Source organism: Klebsiella quasivariicola, from assembly GCF_002269255.1.
GTDB classification, from domain to species: Bacteria; Pseudomonadota; Gammaproteobacteria; order Enterobacterales; family Enterobacteriaceae; genus Klebsiella; species Klebsiella quasivariicola.
Window position 1 is genome coordinate 2,872,753 of record NZ_CP022823.1, and the last position, 14,772, is coordinate 2,887,524.

Genomic DNA, 14,772 nt, shown 5'->3' on the forward strand with positions numbered 1-14,772 from the left:
ATAGTATCACCTGCAACTAATTACTTGCCTGGGCAACCATCATGAAAAGTACCAGCGACCTGTTTAATGAAATGATCCCGCTGGGTCGCTTGATCCAGATGGTTAACCAGAAAAAAGATCGCCTGCTCAACGACTACCTCTCACCTATGGATATTACCGCGACCCAGTTTCGCGTGCTCTGCTCCATTCGTTGCGAAGTATGTATTACCCCCGTTGAGCTGAAAACCGTGCTTTCCGTCGACCCGGGCGCGATGACGCGTATGCTCGACCGCCTGGCGTGCAAAGGCTGGATTGAACGGTTACCCAACCCCGCTGACAAACGCGGCGTGCTGGTGCAGTTGACGCCAGACGGCGCAGCCCTTTGCGAGCAGTGTCATCAGGTTGTGGGTCAGAAGTTACACCAGGAGTTAACAAAAAATCTGTCGGCGGACGAAGTCGCCATGCTTGAGCAACTGCTCAAGAAGGTCCTGCCGTAAAAATAAGAAGAGGTAAGATGATGTCCAGACGTAATAATGACGCCATCACTATCCATAGTATTTTGTCGTGGATCGAGGATAACCTGGAATCGCCCCTGTCGCTGGAAAAAGTGTCTGAGCGCTCAGGTTACTCCAAGTGGCACCTGCAACGTATGTTTAAGAAAGAGACCGGCCATTCCCTCGGCCAGTACATCCGCAGCCGCAAGCTGACGGAGATTGCGCAAAAGCTCAAGCAGAGCAATGAGCCAATCCTGTACCTGGCGGAACGCTACGGTTTCGAGTCGCAGCAGACCCTGACGCGAACGTTCAAGAACTATTTCGATGTTCCGCCCCACAAATATCGCATAACGAATGTACCTGGCGAGTCCCGCTATCTACATCCGCTAACTCACTGTTGTTAAACACCTGCACGATAAAAAACGTATTGAGGAAATCATGAAACTATTCGCTGCCGCAGCTATCGTACTCTTGTCGCTGGCCTCCAGCCTCAGCTATGCGGAGCAAAACACCACGCCGGTGCGTCAAAACCAGCGTGATACGATGATTATCCCTTCGGAACATAACGACTCGCCATTTGATTTCAATCATATGGCGGCCGGCAATGATAAATCTGACGAGCTTGGCGTGCCGTACTACCAGCAGCACGACCTGTGATGCCATTACACGCATAATTGTGTATAGCCCCGTCTCCGGGGCTTTTTTTTATCCGCGCGCCATGCCTGGCCGCACCAGACGTAAGCCGAAGACGTTAATGTAGAGCCCGGCCATAATCAGCACCGCCCCGGTGAGCTGCAGTCCGCTGAGCGTCTCCCCCAGCAGCAGTGCGGCGCTGGCCATTCCCACCACCGGCACCAGCAGCGACAGCGGCGCCACCCGCCAGGTTTCATAGCGCCCCAGCAGCGAACCCCAGATACCATAGCCGACGATAGTAGCGATAAACGCCAGATAGAGCAGCGACAGTATCGTCAGCAGATCGATGTGTTGCAGACTCGCCAGCATGGTCTGCGGGCCATCAATCAACCATGAGGCCAGCATAAACGGCAGCACCGGGATCAGCGCGCTCCACACCACCAGCGACATAATCGGCGGCCGGGCGGCATGCGACATGATTTTCTTGTTGAAGATATTACCGCAGGCCCAGCTGAGCGCCGCCGCCAGGGTCAGCATAAAGCCCACCAGCGGCACATGCTCCCCGCCGAGGCTGCCCTCCACCAGTACCAGTACGCCGAAGATTGCCAGCGCGATCCCCGCCAGCTGCTTGCCCTGCAGGCGTTCGCCAAAGACGAAGGCGCCGAGAATAATGGTAAAGAAGGCTTGCGCCTGCAGTACCAGCGAAGCCAGCCCGGCAGGCATACCCAGGCCGATAGCGCAGAACAGGAAGGCAAACTGACCAAAGCTGATGGTCAGGCCATAGCCCAGCAGCAGGCGCAGCGGGATGGCCGGTCGGGACACAAACAGCAGCGCCGGGAAGGCCACCAGCATAAAGCGCAGCCCCGCCAGCATCAGCGGCGGCATGTTGTGTAATCCCAGCTTAATCACCACGAAATTAAGCCCCCACACCACCACTACCAGCAGCGCCAGCAGTCCATCTTTCCTCGTCATACCCTGCCTCTGTCGTTATTGGAATTTTTGTGAACAAAATCAAAGTAACCAAAAAGCGGCCGCCGGGATAGATCATTATTTTTGGCAGGGCCGGAAGTGCACCCGGCGGCCGGGGCGACCTGTACAAGGCGTAATGGCCGTGTTATTTGTGATCGAAGACATAAAATGATAACAACATGACAGGCAAGGAAATCATGATCACCACTCTCCGGCGCTCCACCATTGCGCTGCTGGCATCGTCGTTGCTATTAACTATTGGCCGCGGAGCCACACTGCCGTTTATGACTATCTACCTCACCCGACGCTTTCAGCTGGAGGTGGATGTGATTGGCTACGCCCTGTCACTGGCGCTGGTGATCGGTGTGCTGTTCAGCATGGGCTTTGGCATCCTCGCGGATAAGTTCGACAAAAAGCGCTATATGGTGTGGTCAGTGCTGGTGTTTATTCTGGGATTTAGCGCGATACCGCTGGTCAATAACGCTATCCTGGTAGTGATCTTCTTTGCGTTGATCAACTGCGCCTACTCGGTGTTTTCCACCGTGCTAAAAGCCTGGTTCGCCGACCGGCTGACGCCGGAGAAAAAAGCGCGTATCTTCTCGCTGAACTATACCATCCTCAATATCGGCTGGACCGTTGGCCCGCCCATCGGCACCCTGCTGGTGATGCACAGCATCAATTTGCCATTCTGGCTGGCGGCCGCCTGCGCCGCTTTTCCGCTGGTGTTTATTCAGCTGTTTCTCCAGCGGGATGGCGCCGCCACGGCCCCGCCGGGCGCCGCGCCCTGGTCGCCGTCGGTGTTGCTGCGCGACCGGGCGCTGCTGTGGTTTACCTGTTCCGGGCTGCTGGCCTCCTTCGTCAGCGGCGCCTTCGCCTCCTGTCTCTCGCAGTATGTGCTGGTGGTCGCCAGCAGTGACTTCGCCGAGAAAGTGGTGGCCGTGGTGCTGCCGGTTAACGCCGCGGTGGTGGTCGCTTTGCAGTACGCGGTTGGCCGGCGGCTGAGCGCCAGAAATATTCGCCCGCTGATGACCTTCGGCACCGTCTGCTTTGTTATCGGCCTCGTGGGCTTTATGTTCTCTGGCGCCAGCCTGTGGGCGTGGGGGATCTCGGCGGTGATCTTCACCCTCGGGGAAGTGATTTATGCCCCCGGGGAGTATATGCTGATTGACCATATTGCCCCGCCGGGGATGAAGGCCAGCTACTTCTCCGCCCAGTCGCTGGGGTGGCTGGGCGCGGCATTCAACCCGATGTTCACCGGGATGATCCTCACCCATCTGCCGCACTGGTCGCTTTTTGTCATTCTTATCGTGGCGATTGTCGCCGCCTGGCTGATGATTTTCCGCGGGATGAATGCCCGTCCCTGGCAGCCGGATTGTCCGCTGGCTAACGCCTGACACCAGCTGGCATGCGGCTGTCGGGTTGATGTCGGGCCGTTGTCGGGTCGCTGTCGTGGTGGCTGGCGGCCCGGTTCACCATACTCCATCACAGGTTTACATCCGCAGAACGTTATGGAGCATACGAATATGAACAGCACCAATCAGGTCAAACAATTACGGCTGCAGCGCGCCTGGTCCCAGGAGCAGCTGGCCGAAATGGCGGGTCTCAGCGTCCGCACGATCCAGCGTATTGAGAATGGCGAACGCCCGGGGCTGGAGACCCTCAGCGCCCTCGCCGCGGTCTTTGAGGTGACGGTGGCCGAGATCGGCGGCGAATCCCGGCGGGAAGACGCGCCGGGCCCGGAAGCCTCGCTCGATCTGCGCATCGAGGAAGCCAAAGCGCGGGTGCATCAGGAGAGCCGCTTTTTCCGTTCGCTGTCGGTGGCGCTGGTGGTCTGCGTGCTGCTGGCGGTGCTCAACCACTTCACAAACCCGCAGTACGCCTGGTCCGGCTGGGTGGCCCTGATCTGGGGCGCTCTGCTGGTGGTAAGAGGATTACGCCTGTTTGTGTTCGGCGAATGGATCAAAAACTGGCGGCAGGCGCGCCTGCAGCGGCTGTTGCGCAAATAGCTCGCATACCGGCGGCGCGCACGCCGCCGGCCTGGTCAGATGGTCACCATGGCGCGCACGCCGTCGCTCTCCATATCACCGCCCTTGCCCTGCTGGACGATGGCGCCGCGCGACATCACCAGGTAGTGGTCCGCCAGCCCGGCGGCAAAGTCATAGAACTGCTCCACCAGCAGGATCGCCATATCCCCGCGGCTCGCCAGCTGGCGGATCACCTCGCCAATCTCTTTGATAACCGAAGGCTGGATCCCCTCGGTGGGTTCATCGAGGATCAGCAGCTGGGGACGGCTGGCCAGCGCGCGGCCGATCGCCAGCTGCTGCTGTTGGCCGCCGGATAAATCACCGCCCCGCCGCTGCTTCATGGTCCTGAGCACCGGAAAAAGCTGGTAGATCTCCTCCGGCACCTGCTGCGCTTCACGGGCGGGAAAGCGCGACAGCCCCATCAGCAGGTTTTCTTCCACCGTCAGGCGCGGAAAAATCTCGCGCCCCTGGGGGACGTAGGCGACCCCGGCCTGTACCCGCTGGTGCGGTTTGCGATGGGTGATGTTCTGATCTTGCCAGCGCACCTCACCGCTGCGCGCCGGGATCAGCCCCATCAGGCATTTCAGCAGCGTGGTCTTACCGACGCCATTGCGCCCCAGCAGGCAGGTGACTTCGCCCTGGCGGGCGGAAAATTCCACCCCACGCAAAATATGGCTGCCGCCGTAGTACTGATGTAACTGACTCACCTGTAACATTGGCGCTCCTTAACGTCCCAGATAAACTTCAATGACCTGCTCATTGGCCTGCACCTCGCGCAGCGATCCCTCCGCCAGCACCTGGCCCTGATGCAGGACCGTCACCCGGTCGGCGATGGTCTCGACAAATCCCATGTCGTGCTCCACCACCATCAGAGAGTGCTGTCCGGCCAGGGTACGAAACAGCTCCGCCGTATACTCCGTTTCCGCATCGGTCATGCCGGCCGCCGGCTCATCAAGCAGCAGCAGATGCGGCTCCTGCACCAGCAGCATGCCGATCTCGAGAAACTGCTTCTGACCATGGGACAGCAGACCGGCCTGGCGGTAGCGCTCGCCGTCGAGACGCAGCAGGCGCAGCACCTCATTGAGCCGATCGCCCTGTTCGCTGCTCAGCCGGGCGCGCAGGCTGGCCCACACCGATTTATCCCCCTTCATCGCCAGGGCGAGATTTTCCGCCACCGTCAGCGCTTCGAAGACCGTCGGTTTCTGAAACTTGCGCCCGATGCCCTGGCGGGCGATGGCCACTGGGTCAAGAGTAGTCAGATCCACCGACTGGTCATAGAGCGCTTTGCCGCTCTGCGGTCGGGTCTTGCCGGTGATCACGTCCATCAGGGTGGTCTTGCCCGCCCCGTTGGGGCCGATCACACAGCGCAGTTCGCCGACGCCTATCGCCAGCGACAGATCCGTTAGCGCCTGAAATCCGTCGAAATTGACGTTGATGTTCTCCAGCTGCAGCACCGGATCGGTTTGTTCGCGAAAACGATCTCCGGGCAGCTGACGGGTAAACAGTCCTTCATCCGGTTGCATTAGCGGTCTCCTCGACGCAGCAGGCCCATCACCCCGCGGGGTAAAAACAGGGTCACGATGATAAAGATGAGGCCCAGAAACAGCTGCCAGTACTCCGGCATCGCCACGGTGAAAATGCTTTTCGCGCCGTTGACCAGCCCGGCGCCAAGCACCGGACCGATCAGGGTGCCGCGCCCGCCGAGCGCCACCCAGATGGCGGCCTCGATGGAGTTGGTCGGCGACATTTCGCTGGGGTTGATGATCCCAACCTGCGGGACATATAACGCCCCCGCCAGACCGCAGAGCACCGCCGACAGCGTCCACACCAGCAGCTTAAAGCCGCGCGGGTCGTAGCCGCAGAACATCAGCCGGTTTTCGGCATCCCGCACCGCGGTGAGGATCCGGCCAAACTTACTCTGCGCCAGCGCCGAACCCAGCCACAGGGTCAGCAACAGCAGCAGGACGGTGGTCATAAACAGAGCAGCGCGGGTGCCGGTGGCAGTGATCGGAAAGCCCAGCAGCGTGGTAAAACCGGTGAAGCCATTGTTGCCGCCAAACCCGGTCTCGTTGCGAAAGAACAGCAGCATGCCGGCATAGGTCAGCGCCTGGGTCATGATCGAGAAATAGACCCCTTTGATCTTCGAGCGAAAGGCAAACCAGCCGAAGACCAGGGCCAGCAGACCGGGTACCAGCACCACCAGCGCCATCGCCCAGGCGAAATGCTGCGTGCCCCACCAGAACCAGGGCAGCTCGCTCCAGGAGAGAAAAGACATAAACGCCGGCAGACCGTCGCCCGCCGCCTGACGCATCAGGTACATCCCCATGGCGTACCCGCCGAGGGCAAAGAAAATCCCGTGCCCCAGCGACAGCATGCCCGCATAGCCCCAGACCAGATCCAGCGCCACCGCCACAATGGCGTAGCAGAGGATTTTGCCGCTCAGCGTCAGCAGCCAGCTCGGCACCGCCAGCGGATGCGAGGCCGGCAGCAGCGCCAGGAATGGCATACTCAGCAGCCCCAGCACCAGTAAGATCCCCAGCCAGCGCAGCGGCCGCGGCGCGCGCTGCGCCAGCGTTAAGGTGATTGGTTGGCTCATCAGTCAATAACCCTCCCTTTCAGCGCGAACAGACCCTGCGGGCGTTTCTGAATAAACAGAATAATCATCACCAGGATCAGGATTTTGCCCAGCACCGCGCCCATCTGGGGTTCGAGAATTTTGTTAAAAATGCCCAGCCCAAAGGCCGCCGCCACGCTGCCGGCCAGCTGGCCGACGCCGCCCAGCACCACCACCAGAAACGAGTCAATGATGTAGCCCTGACCCAGCTCCGGCCCAACGTTGCCAAGCTGCGACAGCGCCACGCCGCCCAGCCCGGCAATACCGGAGCCGAGGCCAAAGGCCAGCATATCCACCCGCCCGGTAGGCACGCCGCAGCAGGCGGCCATCGCCCGGTTCTGCGTCACGGCGCGGACGTTCATCCCCAGACGGGTGCGGTTCAGGATGAGCCAGGTAAAGCACAGCACCAGCAGGACGAACGCCAGCACCGCCAGCCGGTTCCACGGCAGGATCAGGTTCGGCAGGACCTGCACGCCGCCGGAGAGCCAGGCGGGATTAGCCACTTCGACGTTCTGCGCGCCAAACAGCATCCGCACCAGCTGGATAAGCATCAGGCTGATCCCCCAGGTGGCGAGCAGCGTTTCCAGCGGCCGACCATACAGATGACGAATAATGGTGCGCTCCAGCGCCATACCGATCCCGGCGGTCACCAGAAACGCCACCGGTAGCGCGACCAGCGGATAAAAGGCCAGCCACTGCGGCGCGATCTGCGCCAGCGCCTGCTGGACCAGCCAGCAGCTGTAGGCGCCGATCATTAACATCTCGCCGTGGGCCATGTTAATCACCCCCAGCAGGCCGTAGGTGATCGCCAGCCCCAGCGCCGCCAGCAGCAGCACCGAGCCCAGCGACAGCCCCATAAAGGCCTGGCCCAGCAGATCGCCGAGCAGCAGACGATGTTTGATCTTCTGCAGACTGTCGCTGGCCGCCTCGCGCACCGCCGCATCCGGCTCATGCTGGGCATCGGTAAAGGGGATCAGCAGCGCCTGGGTCTCCGGGTCCGCCGAATGGCCGAGCAGCGTCACGGCGGCCAGCCGCGCGCTGGCCTCAGGCTGAGTGAGCTGCAGGCGCGCCAGCGCCACCTCCAGCAGGCCGCGCACATTATCATCGGTTTCCGCCTTCAGCCGCTGTTGCAGCAGCGCGGCCATGGCCGGGGTCGCTTCCCGCTGTAGCGTACGCGCGGCGGAAGCCCTCTCCGTGACGTTGTCACTTAAAATAAGGTGGCTGGCCAGCGCGCCGGCAGCCAGATTGCGCAGCCGGTTGGTCAGACGGACCGGTCGGGTTTCGCCCTGCGGCGCGGCGGCAGCGCCCAGTGGCTGTAATCCGCCCTGTCGGGTGCGGAAAGCATGTTTTCCGTAGTCCATCACCAGGCTCTCGGTGGTCAACGCCCGCAGCAGCGGCAGGCGATCCGCCTGCGGTGCTGCCGCCCACTCAGTCAACAGCTGCGCCTGCTGGCTGCGGCTGGCGGCAACGAAGTCGTCCGCCTCCGCGGCCTGCGCCCGCCATGGCAGCAAGGTCAGCAGTAGCGCCAACACACTCATGAGACGCAATGCGTTCATGTCGTTCTCCTCTGGTCAGCGGCCGACGGTCCCTATGCTTCAGCCCCGCCGGCCCTGGCGCTTACTGGCTGACGGTTTTCACCGGATGGTCAGGTTTCTTATCGTTACCGGGGATCCACGGGCTCCACGGCTGCGCGCGAACGGGTTTATCGGTCTGCCAGACCACGTTGAACTGACCGTTGCCTTCAATTTCACCGATCATCACCGGCTTATGCAGATGATGGTTAGTGGCGTCCATGGTCAGGGTAAAGCCGGACGGCGCGTTGAAGGTCTGCCCGGCCATCGCCTCGCGCACTTTGTCGACATCGGTGGTGCCCGCTTTGGTCACCGCCTGCGCCCACATATGCAGACCCACCCAGGTCGCCTCCATCGGATCGTTGGTCACCACCGTATCGGCATTCGGCAGCTTGTGCGCTTTGGCATACGCGCGATAATCGGCGACGAAGGCTTTGTTGGTCGGATTATCGACAGACTCAAAGTAGTTCCATGCCGCGAGGTTGCCGACCAGCGGTTTGGTATCGATGCCGCGCAGCTCCTCTTCCCCCACCGAGAAGGCCACCACCGGCACATCGGTCGCTTTCAGACCCTGGTTAGCCAGCTCTTTGTAGAACGGCACGTTGGAATCGCCATTGATGGTGGAGACCACCGCCGTTTTGCCACCGGCGGCGAATTTTTTGATATTGGCGACGATGGTCTGGTAATCGCTGTAGCCGAACGGGGTGTAGACCTCCTCGATATCTTTGTCCTGGATCCCTTTGGCATGCAGGAAGGCGCGGAGGATCTTGTTGGTGGTGCGCGGATAGACGTAGTCCGTCCCCAGCAGGAAGAAACGTTTAGCGCCGCCGCCATCCTCGCTCAGCAGGTATTCCACCGCCGGGATGGCCTGCTGGTTAGGCGCCGCGCCGGTATAGAAGACGTTGGGGGACATCTCTTCCCCTTCGTACTGCACCGGGTAGAACAGCAGGCCGTTCAGCTCCTCAAACACCGGCAGCACCGATTTACGCGAGACCGAGGTCCAGCAGCCAAACACTACCGCCACTTTATCCTGGGCCAGCAGCTGGCGCGCCTTCTCGGCAAACAGCGGCCAGTTGGAGGCCGGGTCGACCACCACCGGCTCCAGCTTTTTGCCCAGCACCCCGCCTTTGGCGTTGATGTCGTCGATGGCCATCAGCGCGACGTCCTTCAGCGGCGTTTCGGAAATCGCCATCGTCCCGGAGAGCGAATGCATGATCCCGACTTTGATGGTGTCGGCGGCATAGGCCTGAAAGGAGAGACCCATAGCCATAACAGAGGCGGAGAGTGCAAAAGCTTTTAATAACGTTCTACGTTGCATGATTCACTCCTGAGTAGCGCAAAAATAAAGAATTAACAGCTAACCAGAGGTGATAAGGCAAAAAAGGTGCCAAGTTGTGAAAACAGCAGGATGCGGCGCAGGTGGGCGATAGTGGCGAAGAGGATGGCAGCGTTGCCTCATCACGGTGCAACGCTGCGCTAAGAAAGCAATTACCAGACGTCGGCGGCGATGGAGGTCACCAGGCGAACTTTCTGCCACTGCTGGTCTTCGCTGAGGGCATTGCCCTCTTCCGTGGAGGCGAAACCGCACTGCGGGCTGAGGCAGATCTGCTCGAGCGGTACGTACTGCGCGGCCTCGGCGAGACGCGCTTTGACCCCCTGCGGATTTTCCAGCTCACCGTTTTTGGTGGTGATCAGTCCGAGAACCACCTGCTGATGACCGGGACGAATAAAGCGCAGCGGCGCGAAATCCCCGGAGCGGTCGTTGTCGTACTCGAGGAAGAAGGCATCGACATTGACGCCGCCAAACAGCACCTCGGCCACTGGCTCGTAACCCCCTTCCGAGATCCAGGTTGAACGGAAGTTACCCCGGCAGACGTGCAGGCCCACCGTCAGATCGGCTGGTTTACCCTCCAGCGCCTGGTTCAGCACCCGGGCATAAATACGCGCCAGCGCATCCGGATCCTCGCCGCGCTCGCGAACCTGCTGACGCTGGGCATCGGAGCACAGATAGGCCCAGACGGTATCGTCCAGCTGCAGATAGCGGCAGCCGGCGTCATAAAACGCGCGGATCGCATCGCGCCAGGTGGTGGCCAGATCGTCGAAGTAGTCGCTCAGATCCGGGTAGACCGTGGCATCAATATCTTTCCGTCCGCCGCGGAAGTGCAGCACGCTCGGGCTGGGAATGGTCATCTTCGGCTGCGCGTCGCCGCTGATGCTTTTCAGATAGCGGAAATCTTCGAGCATCGGGTGATCGCCGAAGGCCAGCTTGCCGGTGACGCGCACGCCGTGCGCTTTGGTTTGCACACCGTTGAACTGGATCCCCTGGTCGGCATCATAACGCTCAACCCCCTGCAGGCCGTCGAAGAAATCGAAGTGCCACCATGCGCGACGAAACTCGCCGTCGGTGACCACATGCAGGCCGCAGTCGCACTGCTGCTGGACCAGATGACGGATCGCGTTATTCTCGATCTCGCGTAGCTGACCGGCGTCGATAACCCCCTCAGCCAGCTGCTGACGCGCCTGTTTAATACTGTTCGGGCGCAAAAAACTGCCGACGATGTCTGCGCGGAACGGGGCCTGTTGACGTTGCATGCTGTCTCCTTAGCGGTGGGCGCGTTAGTTGCCCACCGTGATAGTTCATTATTTGAATTTTTAGACTTCTGGATGGCTATATGTCCAGATACTGGCATGCAGGCTGGCGGGTCGCAAACGAGAATATTTCATGGTACATGAAAAATTTTCAATCACCGGAAGCAAACGCATAGCCCTCATCTTCCCAGCCGGTCAGCCCACCGAGCATCATTTTCACCGGTCGCCCCAGCTCAGCCAGCTTCAGCGCGGCAACGTCGGCACCGTTGCAGTGCGGCCCGGCGCAGTAGACCACAAACACGGTATCTGCCGGCCAGGCCGCCATTCTCCCGGCGGTGATCTGACTGTGCGGGAGATGCAGCGCGCCGGGAAGATGCCGATGCGCGAAGGCCGCCTCGCTACCCACCACGTGCAGCAGGACAAAGTCGACCTCGCCGGCACGCTGGGCGCTGTGTACATCGGCGCAGTCGGTTTCAAGATGCAGCTTATGGCGGAACCAGCGGATAGCCTCAGCGGAAGCGGCGGGGGTAAATTGGGTTACTACACTCATGGCGTCTTCTCCTTGTCTGTGATAACACTACTTTACTGACGCCCCTCACCCTTATCTGCCGGCAACCATGACAGAAAACGCTAACATCCTGACAACCCCTTCGGTGACACCGTCACGTCATCAGGTGGTCGCCCTTGCCTACGATGGCCTGTGCACCTTTGAGTTTGGCGTGGCCGTGGAGATCTTCGGCCTGCCGCGCCCGGAAATGGGCGACAACTGGTACCAGTTCGTCGTCGCCGCCGTCGATGAAGGCCCGCTGCGCGCCACCGGCGGCATCCGCCTGATGACCGACGGCGGCCCTGAACTTCTCGCCCAGGCGGATACGATTGTGGTCCCCGGCTGGCGCGGCATCGACGCCCCGGTCCCCGAGGCGCTGTGCGCCGCCCTGGCCGCCGCCCACGCCCGCGGGTGCCGGATTATTTCCATCTGTTCCGGGGTGTTCGTTCTCGCTGCCGCCGGGCTGCTCAATGGCCGCCAGGCGACAACCCACTGGCGCTACACCGCGGCGCTGCAGTCGCGTTTTCCGCAGATTCAGGTGGTGGAAGATGTCCTTTACGTGGGCGACGGTGTGCTGATGACTTCCGCCGGCAGCGCGGCGGGGATCGACCTCTGTCTGCATCTGGTGCGCGAGGATTTCGGCAGCGAAGCCGCCAACGTCGTCGCCCGCCGCCTGGTCGTCTCTCCCCATCGCGACGGCGGTCAGGCGCAGCAGGTCCTGCGCCCGGTCGCCCGCAGCCGGGAGAGCCTGCGCCTTGGGCAGCTGTTTGACTATCTGCACCAGCATCTTGCCGCCAGCCATACCGTCGCTTCCCTCGCGCAGCGCGCCGGCATGGGACCGCGCACCTTTTTGCGCCGCTTTGAGGAGGCGACCGGAAAAACGCCCGCCCGCTGGCTGCTGGAGGAACGACTGCTGCGCGCCCGCCAGCACCTGACGGAGAGCACGATGGGCATCGATCAGATCGCTGAGCGCTGCGGGTTTGCCAGCGCCGGCACCCTGCGCCACCATTTTCGCCAGCACTTCGCGCTAAGCCCGCTGCAGTATCGGAAACAGTTTACGCCTTCTCCGATTGCAAAATCGTCGCAGCCACGGACAATAGGCGGCCACGGTAAACCGGTCGCCAGGAGGGTCGATGATGAAGAAAGAGTGTCGGGTAGTGATCTATAAAGAGGGGCTGCTGGGCAGCCTGTTTTTTGGCGAAGCCAAGGCCGACCCTGACAAAATGAGCCAGTTTCTCAGCAGCTATACCCGTGAGGGCTGGGAAGTGAAAACCATGTCGGTGGAGCGCCGCCGTACCGCCCTGTTCTGGTCGCGGGAAGCGTATCTGTTTGTGCTTGAACGCCCCCTCTGACAGCGCCTGCGCCTGGTTTACACGCTTAAGCCAGGCGTGCTCAGGGCTGGCGAATATAGCCCTGCGCCTGCATGTTGTGCATACCCTCCTCGCTGGCGCAGACCATACCGGTGGTCAGCATGGCAAAACCAACGCGCTGATAAAACGCAATCTTATCCGCCACCGCATAGATAAAAATTTTGCCGAAGGGCAGTAATTGTTCCCGAACGGCCAGCATCAGCTGTTGTCCGTAACCCTGCCCCTGCCGCGCGGGGACGATCGCCACATCCGCCAGATAGCTGCTCCAGGTGCAGTCGCTAATGGCTCGCGCCACGGCAATCAGCTGACCGTTCTCATAGCCAAACCAGCAGAAGGTGCTGTGGCGGAACGCCTGCTCCAGTTGCGCAACATCACGTTCATTGAGCCCGGCCTCGGCGATGATGCTTCGCACCCGCTGCCAGTCCACCCGCCCGATCGCCTCTTTGCCCTCTATCACCATCATGACCTTGTCTCCCGTCGTCTCCCGGATGGATCCCCGGAAGCAAGATCTAGCATGCCGCCGCAGGATCTGCCAGACGGCAAGCCGGACTGAAGACAACGCGAGAGGATGGAAGCGGCAAAAAAAAACCGCCATATGACTGGCGGTAAATCAATGCTTGCATGGATAGATTTTGTTTTGCATTTTCGCAGACAGATAATCCTGACCTCTCTACGTTGGCTGCCGAGGTTAGCATGGTCAACCTCAATAAAGCCTCAACGGTCAACGGCTATAGCTTTTCCACCAGTGCTTTGAGCTGCGCCAGGGTTTGCTGCCGGTCCTGCGCATCGGCGACCGGCCAGGCCGACTGGCGCACGATAAGCCGGGTCGGCAGCAGCTCGCGGATCCGCAGCTGCGGCGCCGCCATCAGGGCAATGAGCCGCTCCACCGCCCGCTGCCCCAGCAGATTGAAGTCCTGCGCCACCGTGGTCAGCGGCGGCTGGAAATAGAGACTGTCGGCGGTGTCATCGTAACCGGTCACCGACACCGCCTGGCTGCCGCTGCGGTTGAGCTGGGCCAGGGCGCTGAGCACGCCGAGCGCCATCTGATCGTTCGCCACGACAATGGCGCTAATCCGCGGCTGCAGATGCAGCAGCTCAAAAGTTTTCTGCCAGCCGCTGGCGGCGCTCCAGTCGCCGAATACCGTGGTTGAACGGGCGATATTCAGACTGTGCAGGGCCTCGCGCCAGCTGGCGAGACGCAGACGGGCGGAAACTGAGCTTTCCGGCCCCGCCAGCAGGCCAAATTCGCGATGCCCCAGCTCCCACAGGTGGCGCACGCAGGCCCCGCAGCCGTCGCGATGGTCGAAGCGCACGCAGCAGACCTCGGCCTCCGGGGAGACGTCCAGAAACAGGCAGGCCATATCCGGGTTCTCTTTAACCAGCCGCTCGGCGGTGGCGCTCTCCAGCGGCAGGCTGACGATCACCCCGCGAATATGCTGGGCGCGCAGTTCGTCCAGCCGGGCCTGCAGCGCGACAAAATCGGCCTGCGCCGGCATCGCTATCGCCACCTCCAGCTGGTGCAGGCTGGCATGGCTTTTTACCGCAGCCGCGATCTGCGAGGGGGCATGCAGCGTCAGGGAGGCGGTAATCAGCCCGATGGAGGGCGCCGCCTTGCCGGCCAGCAGCTGCGCCGAACGGTTGGGCACATAGTGCAGCGTCTGCATCGCGCGGATCACCTGCTCCCGGGTGCGGGCTGACACCACCTCAGGACGGTTCAGCACCCGGGAAACCGTCTGTTGGGACACGCCCGCCGCGCGGGCGACATCCTCCAGGGTTGCGGTACGACGCGGCATCTTTTCTCCTCAGCAATTACAATGTCGTGCGCTAACATTTTATGTTCAAAATACGACAAAAAATAGCGCTTTGGCCTCGCTTTCGTGATCGTCTGTTAATTTCATATCCAGTGCGGTTGCTGGAAAAAACAAATTACCCGATAACGTTAATCATCCTGTTTAGCGAACGACATTTTTTCTGACTTATTG

General features: G+C 61.0%; 17 protein-coding genes. 7 read left to right on the forward strand and 10 right to left on the reverse strand.

Annotated features, from left to right (window positions below):
* The first annotated feature begins 41 nt into the window (after positions 1–41).
* From marR to marB, 3 genes are read left to right on the forward strand one after another with little or no spacing between them, the layout of a single operon-like run.
* A complete protein-coding gene (gene marR / locus B8P98_RS14355) occupies positions 42–476 on the forward strand; it encodes a multiple antibiotic resistance transcriptional regulator MarR (protein WP_004143563.1) in 435 nt (144 codons plus the stop codon).
* Between the two features lie 20 nt (positions 477–496).
* On the forward strand, positions 497–877 hold the full coding sequence (gene marA / locus B8P98_RS14360) for an MDR efflux pump AcrAB transcriptional activator MarA (RefSeq protein WP_025712219.1): 381 nt from the start codon (positions 497–499) through the stop codon (positions 875–877).
* Positions 878–911: 34 nt separating this feature from the next.
* Entirely contained in the window at positions 912–1,130 is a 219-nt protein-coding gene (marB, locus tag B8P98_RS14365; RefSeq protein WP_002904394.1) for a multiple antibiotic resistance protein MarB, read from the forward strand.
* A 48-nt stretch (positions 1,131–1,178) separates the two neighbouring features.
* On the opposite strand, the gene eamA is transcribed toward marB, so the two are convergent.
* Positions 1,179–2,078 carry an O-acetylserine/cysteine exporter gene (gene eamA / locus B8P98_RS14370; protein ID WP_008804965.1) on the reverse strand — a complete coding sequence of 300 codons (900 nt, stop codon included), beginning with the start codon at positions 2,076–2,078 and terminating at the stop codon, positions 1,179–1,181.
* A gap of 194 nt (positions 2,079–2,272) precedes the next feature.
* Here eamA and ydeE point away from each other — a divergent pair, with 194 nt between their 5' ends.
* Together ydeE and B8P98_RS14380 are read left to right on the forward strand one after the other, a co-directional pair.
* Positions 2,273–3,469 carry an efflux MFS transporter YdeE gene (ydeE, locus tag B8P98_RS14375; protein WP_080924586.1) on the forward strand — a complete coding sequence of 399 codons (1,197 nt, stop codon included), beginning with the start codon at positions 2,273–2,275 and terminating at the stop codon, positions 3,467–3,469.
* 129 nt (positions 3,470–3,598) lie between these two features.
* A complete protein-coding gene (locus B8P98_RS14380; RefSeq protein WP_080924585.1) occupies positions 3,599–4,081 on the forward strand; it encodes a helix-turn-helix domain-containing protein in 483 nt (160 codons plus the stop codon).
* Between the two features lie 35 nt (positions 4,082–4,116).
* On the opposite strand, the gene urtE is transcribed toward B8P98_RS14380, so the two are convergent.
* From urtE to B8P98_RS14415, 7 genes are all read right to left on the reverse strand, one after another.
* Positions 4,117–4,815: an urea ABC transporter ATP-binding subunit UrtE gene (gene urtE, locus B8P98_RS14385; RefSeq protein ID WP_004179759.1), complete on the reverse strand. Its 699-nt coding sequence runs from the start codon at positions 4,813–4,815 to the stop codon at positions 4,117–4,119.
* 9 nt (positions 4,816–4,824) lie between these two features.
* On the reverse strand, positions 4,825–5,622 hold the full coding sequence (gene urtD, locus B8P98_RS14390; RefSeq protein ID WP_095033152.1) for an urea ABC transporter ATP-binding protein UrtD: 798 nt from the start codon (positions 5,620–5,622) through the stop codon (positions 4,825–4,827).
* Complete coding sequence (urtC, locus tag B8P98_RS14395) at positions 5,622–6,695, reverse strand: urea ABC transporter permease subunit UrtC (RefSeq protein ID WP_095033153.1); 1,074 nt, start codon at positions 6,693–6,695, stop codon at positions 5,622–5,624. The genes urtD and urtC overlap by 1 nt, the downstream gene beginning before the upstream one ends.
* Positions 6,695–8,269, reverse strand: coding sequence for an urea ABC transporter permease subunit UrtB (urtB, locus tag B8P98_RS14400; protein ID WP_095033154.1), 1,575 nt, complete (start codon positions 8,267–8,269; stop codon positions 6,695–6,697). Before urtB ends, urtC begins: the two co-directional genes overlap by 1 nt.
* A 61-nt stretch (positions 8,270–8,330) precedes the next feature.
* Positions 8,331–9,602, reverse strand: a complete 1,272-nt coding sequence (urtA, locus tag B8P98_RS14405; RefSeq protein WP_004176249.1) for an urea ABC transporter substrate-binding protein — start codon at positions 9,600–9,602, stop codon at positions 8,331–8,333.
* Positions 9,603–9,772: 170 nt separating this feature from the next.
* Entirely contained in the window at positions 9,773–10,876 is a 1,104-nt protein-coding gene (locus B8P98_RS14410) for a cobalamin-independent methionine synthase II family protein (protein WP_025712228.1), read from the reverse strand.
* A gap of 148 nt (positions 10,877–11,024) precedes the next feature.
* A complete protein-coding gene (locus B8P98_RS14415) occupies positions 11,025–11,423 on the reverse strand; it encodes a rhodanese-like domain-containing protein (RefSeq protein ID WP_080897390.1) in 399 nt (132 codons plus the stop codon).
* A gap of 67 nt (positions 11,424–11,490) precedes the next feature.
* Here B8P98_RS14415 and ftrA point away from each other — a divergent pair, with 67 nt between their 5' ends.
* Together ftrA and B8P98_RS14425 are read left to right on the forward strand one after the other, a co-directional pair.
* Positions 11,491–12,588 carry a transcriptional regulator FtrA gene (gene ftrA, locus B8P98_RS14420; protein ID WP_080897391.1) on the forward strand — a complete coding sequence of 366 codons (1,098 nt, stop codon included), beginning with the start codon at positions 11,491–11,493 and terminating at the stop codon, positions 12,586–12,588.
* Positions 12,557–12,772, forward strand: a complete 216-nt coding sequence (locus B8P98_RS14425; RefSeq protein ID WP_004205985.1) for a DUF4177 domain-containing protein — start codon at positions 12,557–12,559, stop codon at positions 12,770–12,772. Before ftrA ends, B8P98_RS14425 begins: the two co-directional genes overlap by 32 nt.
* A 40-nt stretch (positions 12,773–12,812) precedes the next feature.
* On the opposite strand, the gene B8P98_RS14430 is transcribed toward B8P98_RS14425, so the two are convergent.
* Both B8P98_RS14430 and B8P98_RS14435 read right to left on the reverse strand, forming a co-directional pair.
* Positions 12,813–13,253 carry a GNAT family N-acetyltransferase gene (locus B8P98_RS14430; RefSeq protein ID WP_025712233.1) on the reverse strand — a complete coding sequence of 147 codons (441 nt, stop codon included), beginning with the start codon at positions 13,251–13,253 and terminating at the stop codon, positions 12,813–12,815.
* Positions 13,254–13,518: 265 nt separating this feature from the next.
* Positions 13,519–14,583 (reverse strand): LacI family DNA-binding transcriptional regulator, encoded by a 1,065-nt coding sequence (locus B8P98_RS14435; protein ID WP_025712234.1) that lies wholly within the window; start codon positions 14,581–14,583, stop codon positions 13,519–13,521.
* Positions 14,584–14,772 lie beyond the last annotated feature (189 nt).

Excerpts from the sequence above, each read along its gene's own strand:
- marR (WP_004143563.1), top strand. The coding sequence starts at position 42 with ATGAAAAGTACCAGCGACCTGTTTAATGAAATGATCCCGCTGGGTCGC.
- marA (WP_025712219.1), top strand. The coding sequence starts at position 497 with ATGTCCAGACGTAATAATGACGCCATCACTATCCATAGTATTTTGTCG.
- marB (WP_002904394.1), top strand. The coding sequence starts at position 912 with ATGAAACTATTCGCTGCCGCAGCTATCGTACTCTTGTCGCTGGCCTCC.
- eamA (WP_008804965.1), bottom strand. The coding sequence starts at position 2,078 with ATGACGAGGAAAGATGGACTGCTGGCGCTGCTGGTAGTGGTGGTGTGG.
- ydeE (WP_080924586.1), top strand. The coding sequence starts at position 2,273 with ATGATCACCACTCTCCGGCGCTCCACCATTGCGCTGCTGGCATCGTCG.
- B8P98_RS14380 (WP_080924585.1), top strand. The coding sequence starts at position 3,599 with ATGAACAGCACCAATCAGGTCAAACAATTACGGCTGCAGCGCGCCTGG.
- urtE (WP_004179759.1), bottom strand. The coding sequence starts at position 4,815 with ATGTTACAGGTGAGTCAGTTACATCAGTACTACGGCGGCAGCCATATT.
- urtD (WP_095033152.1), bottom strand. The coding sequence starts at position 5,622 with ATGCAACCGGATGAAGGACTGTTTACCCGTCAGCTGCCCGGAGATCGT.
- urtC (WP_095033153.1), bottom strand. The coding sequence starts at position 6,695 with ATGAGCCAACCAATCACCTTAACGCTGGCGCAGCGCGCGCCGCGGCCG.
- urtB (WP_095033154.1), bottom strand. The coding sequence starts at position 8,269 with ATGAACGCATTGCGTCTCATGAGTGTGTTGGCGCTACTGCTGACCTTG.
- urtA (WP_004176249.1), bottom strand. The coding sequence starts at position 9,602 with ATGCAACGTAGAACGTTATTAAAAGCTTTTGCACTCTCCGCCTCTGTT.
- B8P98_RS14410 (WP_025712228.1), bottom strand. The coding sequence starts at position 10,876 with ATGCAACGTCAACAGGCCCCGTTCCGCGCAGACATCGTCGGCAGTTTT.
- B8P98_RS14415 (WP_080897390.1), bottom strand. The coding sequence starts at position 11,423 with ATGAGTGTAGTAACCCAATTTACCCCCGCCGCTTCCGCTGAGGCTATC.
- ftrA (WP_080897391.1), top strand. The coding sequence starts at position 11,491 with ATGACAGAAAACGCTAACATCCTGACAACCCCTTCGGTGACACCGTCA.
- B8P98_RS14425 (WP_004205985.1), top strand. The coding sequence starts at position 12,557 with ATGAAGAAAGAGTGTCGGGTAGTGATCTATAAAGAGGGGCTGCTGGGC.
- B8P98_RS14430 (WP_025712233.1), bottom strand. The coding sequence starts at position 13,253 with ATGATGGTGATAGAGGGCAAAGAGGCGATCGGGCGGGTGGACTGGCAG.
- B8P98_RS14435 (WP_025712234.1), bottom strand. The coding sequence starts at position 14,583 with ATGCCGCGTCGTACCGCAACCCTGGAGGATGTCGCCCGCGCGGCGGGC.